The organism is Streptomyces sp. NPDC045431, assembly GCF_040646655.1.
GTDB lineage: Bacteria > Actinomycetota > Actinomycetes > Streptomycetales > Streptomycetaceae > Streptomyces.
Genome location: NZ_JBEZAQ010000008.1, coordinates 271,181 through 288,462 on the forward strand (window position 1 = coordinate 271,181; position 17,282 = coordinate 288,462).

The window sequence follows — 17,282 nt, forward strand, 5'->3', positions numbered from 1 at the left end:
TTGCGACGGTGGTCCCTCGCGCCGTCGGTGCGTGCATCCCCCGGCGGGTGGCTTGAGGTCGCTTCCTGGCCCCACCCATGGACCTGCCCCTCGACACGAAGCCGCCGCCGACCCGGGCGCGGGGGCGCGCCCCGCGTACGCCCCTGGTCGACCAGGGCCTGGTGCCCAAGCCCCGCGGCGCAAAGCTGCCGCGTACCGGGGTGTGGGGGCGTTAGCCCCCACGTACAACCTCCCCGGGGGTCTGGGGGCGGAGCCCCCGGTTACGGGAAAGGGTGGGGTGGGGGAAAGGCCCCGCGCAACCGAGCGGCGTCCTCGTGCGTCGTACGCATGTACGCTCACGAGGCGAAGGAGTGCAAGGGTGTTCGGTGGTGCGACGGCCGCGGCCGGGGCGACTAGGCGACTGTTCACGCACGTCCTCGCGGTGCTCGTCGCCGTGAGCGCCCTCACCCTCGCCGGGCACAGCGCCCCCGCCGAAGCCGCCGCGGCCTGCTCCGGACGGCTCGTCAAGACCGTGTCGTTCTCCACCGGAGAGCTGAGGATCTACAAGAGCCGCCAGTACGCGTGCGCCGTCGCCGTCGCCAAGAAGCCGGGCGTGCGCCGCGCCATGTTCGTCTCCATCCAGGCGCGCGGCGGCCGTGCGGCGATCGACAAGGGACGCTTCACCCGGCAGGCCGGCCCCGTGACGGTGTACGCCCTCAACCGCTGCGTCCGCGCGTCCGGCACGGTCGCCGACAAGGGCGGCAGCACCGGCTGGATCCTGTGCTGAGCGGGTAACCGCCTCTGGTGGCGGCGGTGTTGACCCCGCTAGGTTCACGGGCGACCACCGTGACCCAAGTGGAGGGTGCATGCGTAAGGCGCTCAGATGGCTGCTGTCGCTCGTGGTGCTCATAGGCACCGTGAGCGCGACCGGTACGGCCACGGCCACCGCCGTCGTACCGGCCGACAAGGACAGGGACATCAAGGACCGCATCCTGGCGATCCCCGGGATGACCCTGCTGGAGGAGAAGCCCTACCCCGGCTACCGCTTCTTCGTCCTCGGCTACACCCAGCCGGTCGACCACCGTGACCCGGCCCGCGGAACCTTCCAGCAGCGCCTCACCGTGCTGCACAAGGACACCGCACGCCCCACCGTCTTCTACACGAGCGGGTACGAGCTCGGCACCCGCCCCTGGCGCAGCGAGCCGGCGGCCATCGTCGACGGCAACCAGGTCGCCATGGAGTACCGCTTCTTCAGCCCGTCCCGCCCCGAGCCGGCCGACTGGTCGAAGCTGGACATCTGGCAGGCGGCCTCCGACCAGCACAGGATCTTCGCCGCGCTGAAGCCGCTGTACGACCGCAAGTGGCTGGCCACCGGCGTGTCGAAGGGCGGCATGACGGCGACGTACTACGAGCGCTTCTACCCCCGGGACATGGACGGCGTCGTCGCGTACGTCGCGCCCAACGACGTGGTGGATAAGGAGGACTCGGCGTACGACCGGTTCTTCACGACCGTCGGGACGCAGGAGTGCCGCGACCGGCTCAACGCCATGCAGCGCGAGGCGCTGGTGCGCCGGGAGCCGCTGCAGAAGAAGTACCGCGCGTGGGCGGAGGAGACGGGCGCGACGTTCACCACCGTCGGCAGCCTCGACAAGGCGTACGAAGCGGTCGTCCTCGACTTCGTCTGGGGCTTCTGGCAGTACCACACCGAGGCCGAGTGCGCCGACATCCCGGACGCCGCCACCGCCTCCGACCAGACCGTCTACGACACCATCGACGGCTACTCGGGCTGGTCGTACTACACCGACCAGGGCCTGGAGTGGGCGGTTCCGTACTACTACCAGGCCGCGACCCAGCTCGGTTCGCCGAGCCTGCGGATGGACCACCTCAAGGGGCTGACGCGGTACGGCTACCAGCCCGCCCGCGCCTTCGTCCCGCGTGACGTCCCGCTGCCCCGCTTCCAGGCGTGGGCGATGCGGGACGTCGACACCTGGGTGCGCACGCGGGCGCGGGGGATGCTCTTCGTGTACGGCGCCAACGACCCCTGGGGCGCGGAGCGGTTCCGGGTCGACCGGGGCGCCCGCGACAGCTACGTCTTCGCGGCGCCCGGCGCCAACCACGGGGCGAGCGTCTCCGCTCTGGTAGAGGCCGAGCGCGCGAAGGCCACGGCGCGGATCCAGGCGTGGGCGGGCATCGCCCCGGCGCCGGTCCGCACGGTCCCGGGCCTGGACAAGCGCACGCTCGTGCGGGAGCAGACGCTGCGGCCGTAGGACGGGGCGGTGGCGGCCGGGCGGGGCGTGGTCCCGCCCGGCCGCCGCGTTCAGTACGTCAGGCCGTAGCCCATCGGGTACAGCACCTGCGCCGGGTCGTCGGCGCGCTGCACGGGCACCGGCAGCCGCCCCCCGGGCCGCGCCCGGCCGGCGATGACCCGCGCGGCGGCGCGCAGTTCGACGTCGGTCCAGGAGTACGCGGCGAGGGTGGCGCGCTGGCCGCTGAGGCGTGCGATGTCGTACGGGTTGCGCAGGGCGACCGTGACGACCGGGACACCGGTCGCGGCGAGCCGGGACACCAGCGTGCGCTGGCTGCTGGTGGCCGAGACGTTGTACGTGCCCACGACGACCGCGTCCTTGCCGGCCGCCGCCGCCACGGCCTCGTCGATCTTCGCGGTGGAGGGCGCCGTGCCGGTGGAGAGGACCGACGCCGTGAAACCCAGCTCCGTGAGGGCGGCGGCGAGGGTGGCGGTCGGCGGCCCCGTGGTGCCGGAGGGGGACGCCGGGTCGGCGCCGACGACGAGCAGGTGGGGCCGCTCGCGGCGGTCGAGCGGCAGCAGGCCGCCCTCGTTGAGGAGGAGCGTCGTCGTCCGTTCCGCGATCCGGTCGGCGGTGGCGAGGTGGAGGGGGGAGCCGACGGTGCGGTCCACGCCCTCGTGGGTGACGTACGGCTCGCGGAAGAGGTCGAGCTTCGCCTTGAGGCGCAGGATGCGCAGAATCGATTCGTCGATGCGGGCTTCGCTGATCTCGCCGCTCTGTACGGCCTTGAGGACGGCGTTCCAGGCGGTGGGGAGGTGCGGCGGGTTGAGCAGCTGGTCGCAGCCCGCCTTCAGCGCGAGGACGGGCACGCGGGCGTCGCCGTACTTGGTGCGGACGCCCTCCATGCCGAGCGAGTCGGTCACGACCACGCCGTCGTAGCCGAGGCGCTCGCGCAGGATGCCGGTGAGGATGGGGTGGGAGAGGGTCGCGGGGTCCTCGGCCGGGTCGAGCGCCGGGACGACGATGTGCGCCGTCATGATCGAGTCGATACCGGCGGCGATGGCCGCCCGGAACGGCGGCGCGTCCAGCTTCTCCCACTGCTCGCGGGTGTGGCCGATCCTCGGCAGCCCGTAGTGGCTGTCGACCTCGGTGTCGCCGTGGCCGGGGAAGTGCTTGGAGGTGGCCGCGACCCCGGCCCGCTGATACCCCTTCACCTGGGCGGCGACCAGCTCGGCCACGGCCTCGGGGTCGGCGCCGAAGGAGCGGACGCCGATGACGGGGTTGGCGGGGTTGACGTTGACGTCGGCGACGGGCGCGTAGTTCTGCCGGATGCCCATCGCGGCGAGCTCCCGTGCCCCGACGCGCGCGGCGCGCCGGGCGTCGGAACGGGACCCGCCCGCGCCGAGCGCCATCGCGCCGGGCAGCAGGGTGGCGGGTTCCCCTATCCGGGCGACGACACCGTGCTCCTGGTCGGTGGAGATGAGGAGCGGTACGGGCGCGGGCTGCGCGAGCCCGGCGCGCTGGATGCCGTTGGACAGGTCGGCGATCTGGTGCGGGTCGCGGGTGTTGTGCGCCCAGGTGAAGTAGATGACGCCGCCGACGTGGTACCGCTCGACGAGCTCGGCGGCGGTGCGCACGCCGATCTCCTTGAGGTTCGCGTCGACGTCGGCCGGGTCCGGCGCGGTGGCGGAGTGCCCGTACACGCGCGAGACGAAGAGCTGGCCGACCTTCTCCTCCAGGCTCATGCGCGCGACGAGCTGCTGGAGGCGCCGGTCGTCGGCGGCCCGCGCGGGGGTGGCCACCCCGGTGGCGGCGGCGGCCGCCGCGGCGGCGGTGACGGTGAGGAGGGTACGTCTCGAGGTGGTGGCGCGGTGGTGCACTGGTGCTCCTTCCGGCCGTGCGGAGGGGGGAGTGGGGGGCGGTGAAGGAAACTGCCAAGGAGTCACGCTTAGCCGGAAAGTAACTGCCAGGTCAAGAACCGTGACCGCACCGCGCGACAAAGCCCCCGGCGCGGCCGCGCGGCTTACACGCCCTGACGGGCGGCGAGCATGAGGGCGAGTGGCCCGGCCGGCAGGAGGAAGCGTCCGGTCCCGGCCGCGTCGATGGCCTCCTGCAGGGGCCACCAGGACAGCGTGAAGTCCCCTTCGGCCGGGGTGAGCTGCTGCGCGCCGAGGGTCAGGCCCTGCGCCTCGAACAGGTGGACGCGGGCCGTGGAGCCGAGAGTGATGGCGTACGAGCCGAGAGCACGCCAGGAGAAGGCGGTGATGCCCGCCTCCTCCCGCAGCTCGCGTCGCGCGCACTCTTCGGAGGTCTCTCCTTCTTCGCGGCGTCCACCGGGAAGGAAGAGGTACTCGCCGCCATGGTCCGGGAAGTCCGCGCTCAGCAGGGCGACGAGTCCCTTGTCGTCACGGGCGACGACGACCGAGGCGTCCGGCGCGGTGCTGTGCGTCGAGGAGCTGCTCATGCGGCGCGAGCGTAGTGGTCACCCACGCACCATGGCCGCGAAGGGGACGTTCATGACGGCCGGGTGCGCGATGTCCCGGCCCTGATAGCCGTCGTCGCCGTAACGCGTCGCCATGGTCGGCGCACATGAGGATCGGCCACCGCCCAAGCGTCCGCTCTCGTCGCAGCAGGGCTTCCTCCGTTTGGCCCGGGGTGTCCCTACCCCAGCCCCGCCAGTCGCTTGCGCCCCGCGGCCAGCAGGGGCGGCAGCTCCGCCGCGTCGGCGTACCAGCGCTTCTCGTACTCCCAGCACGCCCAGCCCTGACCGCGCGTCAGGCCCAGGCACTCCGCGAGCGGCAGCACCCCGGTGCCCAGCGGCAGCGGGGTCGTGTCCTCGGCGGAGGCGATGTCCTTGACCTGGACGTAGCCGAGGTACGGCGCGAGGACCGCGTACGTCGCCTCCGGGGGCTCGCCCGCGAGCCAGGGGTGCATCACGTCCCACAGCGCGCCGACGTGCTTGTGGCCGACCGCGCCCACGACGCGGGCCACGTCCGCGCCCGTGCGGTGCGAGTCGTGGGTCTCCAGCAGCACCCGTACCCCCAGTTCCGCCGCGACCTCCGCCGCCGCCCCCAGCCGCCGCGCGGCCGTCGCGTCCGCCTCCGCCGGGTCCTGGTCGCCGCCGCCCGGGAAGACCCGGACGAACGGCGCGCCCAGGTCGGCCGCCAGGTACAGCAGCCGGTGCAGCTCCTCGTACACGGCCTCGTCGTCGCCGGGCGCCGCGACCCGCGCGTATCCGGCGACGGCGAGGATCTCGACACCGCCGCGCGCGAACTCCTCGACCACCGCGCGGCGCTCATGCGCCGGCAACCCCGGATGGACCGGTTCCTCGGGGTGGGCGCGCAGTTCGACACCGTGGTAACCGGTCTCGGCGGCGAGGCGTACGACGTCGGCGACGGGCATCCCGGGGACACCGAGCGTGGAGAAGGCGTACTTCATGGGCGCGAACCTACCCGCTCCCCGCCCCTCTATGACTGAGGCCATGACCGAGGCGCTACCCCCGGGGCCGCCCCGTCGACGCCCGCACCATCAGCTCCGCCGCGATCGTCGCGATGCCGCCCGGGGGCACGGCCTCGGCGCCGACCGCGAGGCGGCCCGCCCGCGCGCCCGCCTCCGACAGCGGAAGCCGTACGGTCGTGAGCGCCGGCACCGCGTCCACCGAGAAGGGGAGGTCGTCGAAGCCCGCCACCGAGACGTCCTCGGGGATGCGCAGCCCCCGGTCCCGCAGCGCGGCGCAGGCGCCCAGCGCCACGGTGTCGTTGGCGGCGACGACCGCCGTCAGGCCCGGGTCGCGCCGCAGCAGTTCCAGCGTCGCGTCGTAGCCGGAGCGGCGGTCGTACGAGCCGTGCACGGTGAGGTGGTCCGGGCCGCCGCCCGCCGCCCCCGCCGCGGCCATCGCCTCGCGGTGCCCCTCCAGCCGGTGCCGGGTCGTCGTGCGGTCGGCGGGCCCGGCGACGTAACCGATCCGCCGGTGGCCGAGGGCCAGCAGGTGCTCGGTGAGCCGCCGCCCCCCGCCCCGGTTGTCGAAGGTCAGCGCGGCCACGGTCGCCTCGCCGCCGCTCCCCTCCGGCATCGGCGGCCGCCCGCACAGCACCACGCGCGTGCCCGCGTCCGCCAGCTTGGCGAACCGCGCCGCCATCGCCGCCGTGTGCGCCGGGTCCTCCAGCGCGCCGCCGGTGAGCACGACGGCCGCCGCGCGCTGGCGCTGCAGCAGCGTCAGATAGCGCAGCTCGCGCTCGGGCGAGCCGCCGGTGTTGCAGACGACGGCGAGCTTCTCGCCCCCGGCCCGCCCCGGCGCACCCTCGCCGATCGCGCTCTGCGCCGCTCCCGCCATGATCCCGAAGAAGGGGTCGGCGATGTCGTTGACGAGGATGCCGACCAGGTCGGAGGTGGCGGCGGCCAGCGAGCTGGCCGGACCGTTCAGGACGTAGTCGAGCTCCTCCACCGCGCGCAGGACGCGCTCGCGCGTGGCCGCGGCGACCGGATAGTTGCCGTTCAGGACGCGCGACACGGTCGCCGGGGACACCCGGGCGCGCGCCGCCACATCGGCCAGGGTGACTGTCATCGCTATCGCGTTCCTCCGAGGAGAGTCGGGCGTGGCTCTTGTACGCGCCGCTGCCCGCAGGCTAGCGTCACCCCGTATAGAAAGCGCTTACTACGCCGCTTACCGACTCTTGGAGGGACCTTCGTGACACGCAGGACAGTGCGGATCGCCATGAACGGCGTCACGGGGCGGATGGGCTACCGCCAGCACCTGGTGCGCTCGATCCTCGCCATCCGCGAGCAGGGCGGCCTGGACCTCGGCGACGGCGAGGTCCTGTGGCCCGAGCCCGTCCTCGTCGGCCGCCGCGAGCACGCCCTGCGCGCCCTCGCCGAACGCCACGGCCTCACCGAGTGGACCACCGACCTCGACGCGGTCCTCGCCGACGAGCGCACGGACGTCTACTTCGACGCCCAGGTCACCTCCGCCCGCGTCGACGCCCTCACCAAGGCCATCGCCGCCGGCAAGCACGTCTACACCGAGAAGCCCACCGCCACCGACACCGCCGGCGCCCTGGAACTGGCCCGGCTCGCCCGGGCCGCCGGCATCAAGCACGGCGTCGTCCAGGACAAGATCTTCCTGCCGGGCCTGCTCAAGCTGAAGCGCCTCGTCGACGGCGGCTTCTTCGGCGAGATCCTGTCCGTACGGGGAGAGTTCGGCTACTGGGTCTTCGAGGGCGACTGGCAGCAGGCCCAGCGCCCCTCCTGGAACTACCGCGCCGAGGACGGCGGCGGCATCGTCGTCGACATGTTCCCGCACTGGGAGTACGTGCTCCACGAGCTGTTCGGCCGCGTGACGTCCGTGACCGCCCACGTCACCACCCACGTCCCGCAACGCTGGGACGAGGACGGCAAGCCGTACGCCGCCACCGCCGACGACGCCGCGTACGGCATCTTCCAGCTGGCGGGCGGCGCCGTCGCGCAGATCAATTCCTCCTGGGCGGTACGCGTCCACCGCGACGAACTCGTCGAGTTCCAGGTCGACGGCACGCACGGCTCGGCCGTCGCCGGGCTGCGCGGCTGCCGCGTCCAGCACCGGTCCATGACCCCCAAGCCCGTCTGGAACCCGGACATCCCCGTGACGGAGGCCTTCCGCGACCAGTGGCAGGAGGTGCCGGACAACACCGAGTTCGACAACGGCTTCAAGGCCCAGTGGGAGCTGTTCCTGCGCCACATCGCGCTCGACGAGCCGTACCACTGGGACCTGCTGGCGGGCGCGCGCGGTGTGCAGCTCGCCGAGCTGGGCCTGAAGTCCTCGGCGGAGGGCCGCCGCTACGAGGTGCCGGAGCTGTCGCTGTGACGATCCGCCTCCCGCACGGCACGTACGAACCCCGCACCTCCGCCGGGTCCTTCACGCCGGGCGCCGCCCTCACCTCCCGTACGGTCTTCTCCGCCGCGCACGTCGTGGCCGACCCGTACGCGGACGTCTCGCCCGACTCCCCGGCGGCCGTGGACTGGGACGCCACGCTCGCCTTCCGCCGCCACCTGTGGGCGCACGGGCTCGGCGTCGCCGAGGCCATGGACACCGCGCAGCGGGGCATGGGCCTGGACTGGGCGGGGGCCGCCGAGCTGATCCGCCGCTCGGCGGCGGAGGCCAAGGCGGTGGGCGGCCGGATCGCGGCGGGCGTCGGCACGGACCAGCTGACGGGTCCCGCGGACCTGGAAACCGTACGGCACGCGTACGAGGAGCAGCTCGCGCTGGTCGAATCCGCCGGCGCGCAGCCCGTCCTCATGGCGTCCCGCGCCCTGGCGGCGGCCGCGACGGGCCCCGACGACTACCTGGCCGTCTACACCCACCTCCTGCGCCAGGCGTCCGAGCCCGTGATCCTCCACTGGCTGGGCCCGATGTTCGACCCGGCCCTGGAGGGCTACTGGGGATCGGCGGACCTGGACGCCGCGACCGACACCTTCCTGAAGGTCATCGCCGAGCATCCCGACAAGGTCGACGGCATCAAGGTCTCCCTGCTGGACGCGCACCGCGAGGTCGACCTGCGCCGCTGCCTGCCGAGGGGCGTGCGCTGCTACACCGGCGACGACTTCCACTACCCCGAGCTGATCGCGGGCGACGACCAGGGCTTCAGCCACGCGCTGCTGGGCGTCTTCGACCCGCTGGGGCCGCTGGCGGCGGAGGCGGTCCGCCGCCTCGACACCGGTGACACGGCGGGCTTCCGCGCCCTCCTCGACCCGACCGTCCCCCTCGCGCGCCACCTCTTCCAGACGCCCACCCGCTACTACAAGACGGGCGTGGTGCTGCTGGCGTGGCTGGCCGGCCACCAGGACCACTTCACGATGGTCGGCGGCCTCCAGTCGGCGCGCTCCCTGCCGCACTTGGCGAAGGCGTACGAACTGGCCGACCGGCTGAGCCTGTTCCCCGACCCCGAGCTGGCGGAATCCCGCATGAGGAGCCTGCTGACCGTGTACGGAGCCGACCGGTGAACCTGACCCGCTTCAGCATCAACCAGATGACCGTCAAGCAACTCCCGCTCCCCGAGCTGATGGAGGCCTGCGTCCGGCTCGGCGTGCCCGGCGTCGGCCTCTGGCGCGAGCCGGTGCACGCGTACGGGGTCGAGGCCACGGCCAAGCTCGTCCGGGACGCCGGCCTGACGGTCACCACCCTGTGCCGCGGAGGCTTCTTCACCACCGCGACCGACCTCGACGACAACCGCGCCGCCATCGACGAGGCGGCGACCCTCGGCACGGACACCCTGGTCCTCGTCTCCGGCGGTCTGCCCCCGGGCGGCAAGGACCTGCCCGGCGCCCGCTCCCTCATCGCGGACGCCCTCGCCGAACTCGCCCCGTACGCCGCCGAGCGCGGCGTCCGCCTGGCGATCGAGCCGCTGCACCCCATGTACGCGGCCGACCGCTGCGCCGTCTCCACCCTGGACCAGGCCCTCGCCCTGGCCGAGCCCTTCCCCGCATCGCAGGTCGGCGTCGTCGTCGACACGTACCACGTCTGGTGGGACGACCGCGCCCCTGCGGCGGTCACCCGCGCGGGCGCGCAGGGCCGCATCCACTCCTTCCAGCTCGCCGACTGGACCCTCCCCCTCCCGGCCGGCGTCCTCACCGGCCGCGGCCAGCTCGGCGACGGCACGATCGACCTCCGCGCCTGGCGCGAACTGGTCGACGCGGCGGGCTACACCGGCCCCGTCGAGGTCGAGCTCTTCAACGACGGCCTGTGGGCACGCGACGGCCTGGAGGTCCTGGAGGAGACGGCCCGCCGGTACGCGGAACACGCGCTGTAGGGCGGTCGCCTGCGCGCTTCTTGTGGAATCCGGCTTCCGGAAAAATTACCCCCCGCATCCGTGCAACCAACCGGCGGTGAGGGGTGTCGTACATGGCGTCAGGGCTTCCGGGGGGAATCTGGGGGGATTCGGGAGGCCTTGAGGGGTGGGGGGAGCGCACAGGGGCCCGGTCATCGGACCGGGCCCCTCGAGTGCCGGTCCAGTGCCCGCCGGGAGTTGTCCACAGGCCTGCCGGACTGTCCGACCTGCCCGGTAGCGTCGAGGCATGTCCACACTGGCAGTCGTCGAAGGTGTCCTCGAGCGGATCACGTACGCCAACGAGGAGAACGGCTACACCGTCGCGCGGGTCGACACCGGGCGCGGCGGTGGGGAGTTGCTCACCGTCGTCGGCTCGCTGCTCGGCGCGCAGCCGGGGGAGTCGCTGCGGATGGAGGGGCGCTGGGGGTCGCATCCGCAGTACGGCAGGCAGTTCACGGTGGAGAACTACACGACCGTGCTGCCCGCGACCGTGCAGGGCATCCGGAGGTACCTGGGGTCCGGGCTGATCAAGGGCATCGGCCCGCGCATCGCGGAGCGGATCGTCGACCACTTCGGGGTGGAGACGCTCGACGTCATCGAGCGGGAGCCGAAGCGGCTCATCGAGGTGCCGGGGCTCGGGCCCAAGCGGACCAAGCTCATCGGGGCCGCGTGGGAGGAGCAGAAGGCGATCAAGGAGGTGATGGTCTTCCTCCAGGGGGTGGGCGTCTCCACCTCCATCGCGGTGCGGATCTACAAGAAGTACGGCGACGCCTCGATCTCGGTGGTGAAGAACCAGCCCTACCGGCTGGCCGCCGACGTGTGGGGCATCGGGTTCCTCACCGCCGACCGGATCGCGCAGGCCGTCGGCATCCCGCACGACAGCCCGGAGCGCGTGAAGGCGGGGCTGCGGTACGCGCTGTCGCAGTCCAGCGACCAGGGGCACTGCTTCCTGCCCGAGGAGCAGCTCATCGCGGACGCGGTCAAGCTGCTCCAGGTCGACACGGGCCTGGTCATCGAGTGCCTCGCCGAGCTCGTCGCGGACGAGGAGGAGGGCGGGGTCGTACGGGAGCGGGTGCCGGGGCCGGAGGGGCCCGCGGGGGAGCCGCTGACCGCCGTCTACCTGCTGCCGTTCCACCGCGCCGAGGTCTCCCTCGCCGCCCAGCTGCTGCGGCTGCTGCGCACCGAGGAGGACCGGATGCCCGCCTTCCGCGACGTCGCCTGGGACAAGGCGCTCGCCTGGCTCGCGGACCGTACGGGCGCGGAGCTGGCGCCCGAGCAGGAGCAGGCCGTGCGCCTCGCCCTCACCGAGAAGGTGGCCGTGCTGACGGGTGGCCCCGGCTGCGGCAAGTCCTTCACCGTGCGTTCCATCGTGGAGCTGGCCCGGGCCAAGAAGGCCAAGGTCGTCCTCGCCGCGCCGACCGGCCGCGCCGCCAAGCGGCTGGCGGAGCTGACCGGCGCGGAGGCCTCCACCGTGCACCGGCTGCTGGAGCTGAAGCCGGGCGGTGACGCGGCGTACGACCGGGACCGGCCGCTCGACGCTGACCTGGTCGTCGTCGACGAGGCCTCCATGCTCGACCTGCTACTGGCCAACAAGCTGGTCAAGGCGGTCGCCCCGGGCGCGCACCTGCTGCTGGTGGGGGACGTGGACCAGCTGCCGAGCGTCGGTGCCGGCGAGGTGCTCAGCGACCTGCTGGCCCCGGACAGCCCGGTGCCCGCCGTCCGGCTGACGAAGATCTTCCGGCAGGCCCAGCAGTCCGGTGTCGTCACCAACGCCCACCGGATCAACTCCGGTCAGCAGCCCCTCACTTCGGGACTGCCGGACTTCTTCCTCTTCGTCGCGGAGGAGACCGAGGAGGCCGGGCGCCTCGCGGTGGACGTCGCCGCCCGCCGCGTGCCGATGAAATTCGGCCTTGATCCGCGCCGGGACGTCCAGGTCCTCGCGCCCATGCACCGCGGCCCGGCGGGCGCGGGCACCCTCAACGGCCTGCTGCAGCAGGCGATCACCCCCGCCCGCCCGGATCTGCCCGAGAAGAGGTTCGGCGGCCGGGTCTTCCGCGTCGGCGACAAAGTCACCCAGATTCGCAACAATTATGAAAAGGGCGCGAACGGCGTCTTCAACGGCACGGTCGGCGTGGTCACCTCCCTGAACGTGGACGACCAGCGCCTGACGGTACTGACGGACGAGGACGAGGAGGTGCCGTACGACTTCGACGAGCTCGACGAGCTGGCGCACGCGTACGCCGTCACCATCCACCGCTCCCAGGGCAGCGAGTACCCGGCCGTGGTGATCCCGGTCACCACGGGGGCGTGGATGATGCTGCAGCGCAACCTGCTCTACACCGCCGTCACGCGCGCGAAGAAGCTCGTCGTCCTCGTCGGCTCACGCAAGGCGATCGCCCAGGCCGTCCGGACCGTCTCCGCGGGTCGGCGCTTTACCTCACTGCGGCACCGGCTGACAGGTGAGGTGCGGGTGGGAAACATCACCCAGAGCCCCCCGGGAGATCGCCGGACTTTCCTAACCGGGGCGAAGGGGGCAGGATGAGCAGGTTGACGGCACTGAGTGCCGCCAATTGGCCGAATGGTCGACCCCGAGTGCACTCTGCTGAGCCAAGTGGGGGATGGTAGAGACAGTCAGGGCACCTCGAAGAAGAGGCACTACGTCGGTGAGGGATGACGTGAGCGACAACTCTGTAGTACTGCGGTACGCGGACGGTGAGTACACCTACCCGGTGGTCGAGAGCACCGTCGGTGACAAGGGCTTCGACATCGGGAAGCTCCGAGCCCAGACCGGTCTGGTGACCCTGGACAGTGGTTACGGCAACACCGCCGCCTATAAATCCGCGATCACCTACCTCGACGGCGAGCAGGGCATCCTGCGGTACCGCGGCTACCCCATCGAGCAGCTGGCCGAGCGCTCCACCTTCCTCGAGGTGGCGTACCTGCTGATCAACGGCGAGCTCCCCAAGGTGGACGAGCTGGCGGCCTTCCGCAACGAGATCACGCAGCACACGCTGCTGCACGAGGACGTCAAGCGGTTCTTCGACGGGTTCCCGCGCGACGCCCACCCGATGGCGATGCTGTCCTCCGTCGTCAGCGCGCTGTCCACCTTCTACCAGGACAGCCACAACCCCTTCGACGAGAAGCAGCGCCACCTCTCCACGATCCGGCTGCTCGCCAAGCTGCCGACGATCGCGGCGTACGCGTACAAGAAGTCGATCGGTCACCCCTTCGTCTACCCGCGCAACGACCTCTCGTACGTCGAGAACTTCCTGCGCATGACCTTCTCGGTCCCGGCGCAGGAGTACGAGCTCGACCCGGTCGTGGTCTCCGCCCTGGACAAGCTGCTGATCCTGCACGCGGACCACGAGCAGAACTGTTCGACCTCCACCGTGCGTCTGGTCGGCTCCTCGCAGGCGAACATGTTCGCCTCGATCTCCGCCGGCATCTCCGCCCTGTGGGGCCCGCTGCACGGTGGCGCCAACCAGTCGGTGCTGGAGATGCTCCAGGGCATCCAGGCCACCGGCGGCGACGTCGACTCCTTCATCCGCAAGGTGAAGAACAAGGAGGACGGCGTCCGCCTGATGGGCTTCGGCCACCGCGTCTACAAGAACTTCGACCCCCGCGCGAAGATCATCAAGGCGGCGGCGCACGATGTCCTCTCGGCCCTCGGCAAGTCCGACGAGCTGCTCGACATCGCGCTGAAGCTGGAGGAGCACGCGCTCGCCGACGAGTACTTCGTCTCGCGCAACCTCTACCCGAACGTCGACTTCTACACGGGTCTGATCTACCGGGCGATGGGCTTCCCGACCGAGATGTTCACGGTCCTCTTCGCCCTGGGCCGCCTGCCGGGCTGGATCGCCCAGTGGCACGAGATGATCAAGGAGCCGGGTTCCCGCATCGGCCGCCCGCGCCAGATCTACACGGGCGAGGTCCTGCGCGACTTCGTGCCGGTCGAGGCCCGCTGACGCCCGACGCCTTCCGCTTCCCCCACGGGGGAAGCGAAAGCGCCCCGCCGCCGATCCCCCCACGGGTCGACGAGCGGGGCGCTTCCATATCCCGGAGCGGATTCCCCCCACGGGATCCGGCCGGGCGTCTGCCGGGTTCGACAGAAGCTCGCGGTTGCGATCTGCCGGGGTACGTACGTACGGGAGGGCCGCTCAAAGCTCCCCGGTGCACGTGCCCCGGCCAACGCTTGCCTGGGACGTCCCCCAAGACATCCCATGAACGTCCCCCAAGACGTTCGTGGCATCGCCCATTTAGACTCGCGAGCCGTCCAAATGGTTACCCCCAAATATCTGTGATCTAGGTCTCTTTGTGAAGGTCTTGTGTGTCACGTGAAGGCAAACTCACGTGAACGATCGCAGACGAAGGCTGTTGGTCACCACGAAAACGGACGAAAACGCCATGGCGAGCCCCGCGATCATGGGGTTGAGGAGACCGGCGGCGGCCAGCGGCAGCGCGGCGACGTTGTAGCCGAAGGCCCAGAAGAGGTTCCCCTTGATGGTGGCGAGGGTGCGGCGCGCGAGGCGGATCGCGTCCGCCGCGACCCGCAGGTCCCCGCGTACGAGGGTGAGGTCGCCCGCCTCGATGGCCGCGTCCGTGCCCGTGCCCATCGCCAGGCCCAGGTCGGCCTGGGCGAGGGCTGCCGCGTCGTTGACGCCGTCGCCGACCATCGCCACGGAGCGGCCCTCGGCCTGCAGCCGCCTGATGACGCCGGCCTTCTCCTCGGGCAGCACCTCGGCGTACACCTCCTCGATGCCGACCTCGGCCGCGACCCGCTCGGCGACGGCCCGGTTGTCACCGGTGAGCAGGACCGGGGCGAGGCCCAGCGCGCGCAGCCGCCGCACCGCCTCCGGGCTCGTCTCCTTGACGGCGTCGGCGACGGTGAGGGCGCCGCGCACCCGGCCGTCCCAGGCGACGTGGACGAGCGTGGTGCCGTCGGCCGGGGCCGCCGTGATCTGCGCGTCGTCCAGCAGGGCCGCGCGCCCGACCACCACCTTGTGGCCGTCGACGACGCCCCGTACGCCCAGCCCCGGCACGTTCTCGAAGCTCTCGGGCGACGGCAGCCCGCCCACCCGCGCGGCGGCGCCCGCCGCGACCGCGCGGGCGACCGGGTGCTCGGAGGCGTGCTCCAGCGCCCCCGCGAGGCGCAGCAGCTCGCGCTCGTCCGTGCCCTCGGAGGCGTACACGCCCTGGAGGGTCATGCGCCCGGTGGTGACCGTGCCCGTCTTGTCGAGGACGACGGTGTCGACGCGGCGCGTGGACTCCAGCACCTCGGGGCCCTTGATGAGGATGCCCAGCTGGGCGCCGCGCCCGGTGCCGACCAGGAGCGCGGTCGGCGTGGCGAGGCCCAGCGCGCAGGGGCAGGCGATGATCAGGACGGCTACGGCCGCGGTGAAGGACGCGGTCGCGTCGCCGGTCACGGCCAGCCAGGTCAGCAGCGTACCGAGGGAGATCAGCAGCACGACGGGTACGAAGACGGCGGAGACCCGGTCCGCGAGCCGCTGCACCCGCGCCTTGCCGGTCTGCGCCTCCTCGACCAGCCGGGCCATCCGGGCGAGCTGGGTGTCGGCGCCGACGCGGGTGGCCTCGACGACGAGGCGGCCGGAGGTGTTGAGCGTGGCCCCGGTGACGGCGTCGCCGACGGTGACGTCGGCGGGGACGGACTCGCCGGTGAGCAGCGACACGTCGACGGCCGAGGCACCCTCGACGACCGTCCCGTCGGTGGCGATCTTCTCCCCGGGACGCACCACGAAGCGGTCGCCGGGCCGCAGGTCGCCGACCGGGATCCGCACCTCGCCGCCGTCGCGCAGGACGGCCACGTCCTTCGCTCCGAGGCGCATGAGGGCGCGCAGGGCCGCACCGGCGCTGCGCTTGGCGCGGGCCTCCAGGTAGCGGCCGAGGAGAATGAAGGTGGTGACTCCGGCGGCGACCTCCAGGTAGATCGTCGACGCGCCGTCCCCGGGGGTGGGGGTGAGGTCGAAGCCGTGGCGCATGCCCGGTGCGCCGGCGTGGCCGAGGAACAGCGCCCACAGGGACCAGCCGAAGGCGGCGAGGGTGCCGACCGAGACGAGCGTGTCCATCGTCGCGGCGCCGTGCCGGAGGTTGGTCCAGGCGGCACGGTGGAACGGCAGGCCGCCCCAGACGACGACGGGGGCGGCGAGGGTGAGCGAGAGCCACTGCCAGTGGTCGAACTGGAGCGAGGGCACCATCGCGAGCAGGACGACGGGCGCGGCGAGGAGGAGGGAGACGGCGAGCCGCTGCCGCAGCGCGTCGTGCTCGCTCTCCGTCCCGCCGGTGTCGTGCGCGTCCGGGGCCGTGGGCTCCGAGGCGGGAGGCGGCGGCGGGGGCGGCGGAGCCGGCTCCTGCGCCGTGTAACCCGTCTTCACGACCGTGGCGATCAGGTCGGCGACCTCCACGCCCTTCGGGTGGGTGACCGTCGCCTTCTCGGTCGCGTAGTTGACGGTCGCGGTGACGCCTTCCATGCGGTTGAGCTTCTTCTCCACGCGGGCCGCGCAGGAGGCGCAGGTCATGCCACCGATGATCAGTTCGGTGGTGGAGGTCTCCGGTGCGGTGGTGGCGGTGCTGGTCATGGGCGTATCCAGGAGCGGGACGGGGCCGGGCCGACCGTCGTCACGGTACGACCCGGCCGTGGGAGCCGTGGGAGCCGTTCGGTGAGCTCGCGCTCAGGCCTGGCCGACGAGCTCGTAGCCCGCCTCGTCGACGGCCGCCCGTACCGCGTCCTCGTCCAGTGCGGCCTCGGACACCACGGTAACGCGGCCCGTGGCGGCGACGGCCGTGACGGAGGTGACGCCCGGGATCTCGGAGATCTCGCTGGAGACGGCGCCCTCGCAGTGGCCGCACGTCATGCCCTTGACCTGGTAGACGGTGGTGACCGTGCCGGCGGCGGCCGGGGTCTCGGCGGCACCGTCGTGGCAGCCGCCCGAGGGCGAGCAGCAGGAGCCGGAGGTGGCCTGGGGGAGTTCGGTCTTCGTCTCGGCGGTCATGGCGTACTCCTTTGGGGTCGGTCATGGTGCGCCAGGGCCCACGGGGATGCCGTGGCTGCCTGACACTCATCACTCTATACCCCTAGGGGGTATGAATGCCAGGCGATCCGGCGATCGTTTTCACGGCCCGGCGCGACGACCCCGCGACGCCCGCGGCCCCGCACCGGGGAGGGTGCGGGTCAATGACTCCGACCTCACGCGCAGATCGGTGTCCATGAGACCTCGCAGCATCTGCGGTACGTCCTGAGCCG

13 protein-coding genes are annotated in these 17,282 nt (G+C 72.3%); 7 read left to right on the forward strand and 6 right to left on the reverse strand.

Translation table 11 applies throughout. The features are described 5' to 3' along the window. Positions 1-421: 421 nt before the first annotated feature. Both AB0A69_RS19750 and AB0A69_RS19755 read left to right on the forward strand, forming a co-directional pair. Complete coding sequence (locus AB0A69_RS19750) at positions 422-766, forward strand: hypothetical protein (RefSeq protein WP_361423215.1); 345 nt, start codon at positions 422-424, stop codon at positions 764-766. A gap of 79 nt (positions 767-845) precedes the next feature. Continuing rightward, on the forward strand, positions 846-2,246 hold the full coding sequence (locus AB0A69_RS19755; RefSeq protein WP_361423145.1) for an aminopeptidase: 1,401 nt from the start codon (positions 846-848) through the stop codon (positions 2,244-2,246). A 50-nt stretch (positions 2,247-2,296) separates the two neighbouring features. On the opposite strand, the gene AB0A69_RS19760 is transcribed toward AB0A69_RS19755, so the two are convergent. From AB0A69_RS19760 to AB0A69_RS19775, 4 genes are all read right to left on the reverse strand, one after another. Then, positions 2,297-4,105, reverse strand: a complete 1,809-nt coding sequence (locus AB0A69_RS19760) for a glycoside hydrolase family 3 protein (protein WP_361423148.1) — start codon at positions 4,103-4,105, stop codon at positions 2,297-2,299. A 143-nt stretch (positions 4,106-4,248) separates the two neighbouring features. Next, positions 4,249-4,689, reverse strand: coding sequence for an NUDIX hydrolase (locus AB0A69_RS19765; RefSeq protein ID WP_361423151.1), 441 nt, complete (start codon positions 4,687-4,689; stop codon positions 4,249-4,251). 197 nt (positions 4,690-4,886) lie between these two features. After that, entirely contained in the window at positions 4,887-5,663 is a 777-nt protein-coding gene (locus tag AB0A69_RS19770) for a sugar phosphate isomerase/epimerase family protein (RefSeq protein WP_361423154.1), read from the reverse strand. A 55-nt stretch (positions 5,664-5,718) separates the two neighbouring features. Next, on the reverse strand, positions 5,719-6,789 hold the full coding sequence (locus AB0A69_RS19775; protein ID WP_361423157.1) for a LacI family DNA-binding transcriptional regulator: 1,071 nt from the start codon (positions 6,787-6,789) through the stop codon (positions 5,719-5,721). A gap of 123 nt (positions 6,790-6,912) precedes the next feature. Here AB0A69_RS19775 and AB0A69_RS19780 point away from each other — a divergent pair, with 123 nt between their 5' ends. The 5 genes from AB0A69_RS19780 to AB0A69_RS19800 all read left to right on the forward strand — a co-directional run bounded on the left by AB0A69_RS19780 (position 6,913) and on the right by AB0A69_RS19800 (position 13,989). Next, positions 6,913-8,064 (forward strand): Gfo/Idh/MocA family oxidoreductase, encoded by a 1,152-nt coding sequence (locus AB0A69_RS19780; RefSeq protein ID WP_361423160.1) that lies wholly within the window; start codon positions 6,913-6,915, stop codon positions 8,062-8,064. Beyond that, positions 8,061-9,200, forward strand: a complete 1,140-nt coding sequence (locus tag AB0A69_RS19785; RefSeq protein WP_361423163.1) for a dihydrodipicolinate synthase family protein — start codon at positions 8,061-8,063, stop codon at positions 9,198-9,200. Before AB0A69_RS19780 ends, AB0A69_RS19785 begins: the two co-directional genes overlap by 4 nt. Further along, positions 9,197-10,006 (forward strand): sugar phosphate isomerase/epimerase family protein, encoded by an 810-nt coding sequence (locus AB0A69_RS19790; protein ID WP_361423166.1) that lies wholly within the window; start codon positions 9,197-9,199, stop codon positions 10,004-10,006. Before AB0A69_RS19785 ends, AB0A69_RS19790 begins: the two co-directional genes overlap by 4 nt. Positions 10,007-10,271: 265 nt before the next feature. Beyond that, positions 10,272-12,566, forward strand: a complete 2,295-nt coding sequence (locus AB0A69_RS19795; RefSeq protein ID WP_361423169.1) for an ATP-dependent RecD-like DNA helicase — start codon at positions 10,272-10,274, stop codon at positions 12,564-12,566. A gap of 133 nt (positions 12,567-12,699) precedes the next feature. Beyond that, a complete protein-coding gene (locus AB0A69_RS19800; RefSeq protein ID WP_355360765.1) occupies positions 12,700-13,989 on the forward strand; it encodes a citrate synthase in 1,290 nt (429 codons plus the stop codon). 381 nt (positions 13,990-14,370) lie between these two features. On the opposite strand, the gene AB0A69_RS19805 is transcribed toward AB0A69_RS19800, so the two are convergent. Together AB0A69_RS19805 and AB0A69_RS19810 are read right to left on the reverse strand one after the other, a co-directional pair. Next, positions 14,371-16,617 carry a heavy metal translocating P-type ATPase gene (locus AB0A69_RS19805; RefSeq protein ID WP_361423174.1) on the reverse strand — a complete coding sequence of 749 codons (2,247 nt, stop codon included), beginning with the start codon at positions 16,615-16,617 and terminating at the stop codon, positions 14,371-14,373. Between the two features lie 93 nt (positions 16,618-16,710). After that, positions 16,711-17,031: a heavy-metal-associated domain-containing protein gene (locus tag AB0A69_RS19810; protein WP_361423177.1), complete on the reverse strand. Its 321-nt coding sequence runs from the start codon at positions 17,029-17,031 to the stop codon at positions 16,711-16,713. Positions 17,032-17,282 lie beyond the last annotated feature (251 nt).

Coding starts and splice junctions, on each gene's coding strand:
- AB0A69_RS19755 (WP_361423145.1), top strand. CDS start 846: ATGCGTAAGGCGCTCAGATGGCTGCTGTCGCTCGTGGTGCTCATAGGC.
- AB0A69_RS19765 (WP_361423151.1), bottom strand. CDS start 4,689: ATGAGCAGCTCCTCGACGCACAGCACCGCGCCGGACGCCTCGGTCGTC.
- AB0A69_RS19770 (WP_361423154.1), bottom strand. CDS start 5,663: ATGAAGTACGCCTTCTCCACGCTCGGTGTCCCCGGGATGCCCGTCGCC.
- AB0A69_RS19775 (WP_361423157.1), bottom strand. CDS start 6,789: ATGACAGTCACCCTGGCCGATGTGGCGGCGCGCGCCCGGGTGTCCCCG.
- AB0A69_RS19795 (WP_361423169.1), top strand. CDS start 10,272: ATGTCCACACTGGCAGTCGTCGAAGGTGTCCTCGAGCGGATCACGTAC.
- AB0A69_RS19805 (WP_361423174.1), bottom strand. CDS start 16,617: ATGACCAGCACCGCCACCACCGCACCGGAGACCTCCACCACCGAACTG.
- AB0A69_RS19810 (WP_361423177.1), bottom strand. CDS start 17,031: ATGACCGCCGAGACGAAGACCGAACTCCCCCAGGCCACCTCCGGCTCC.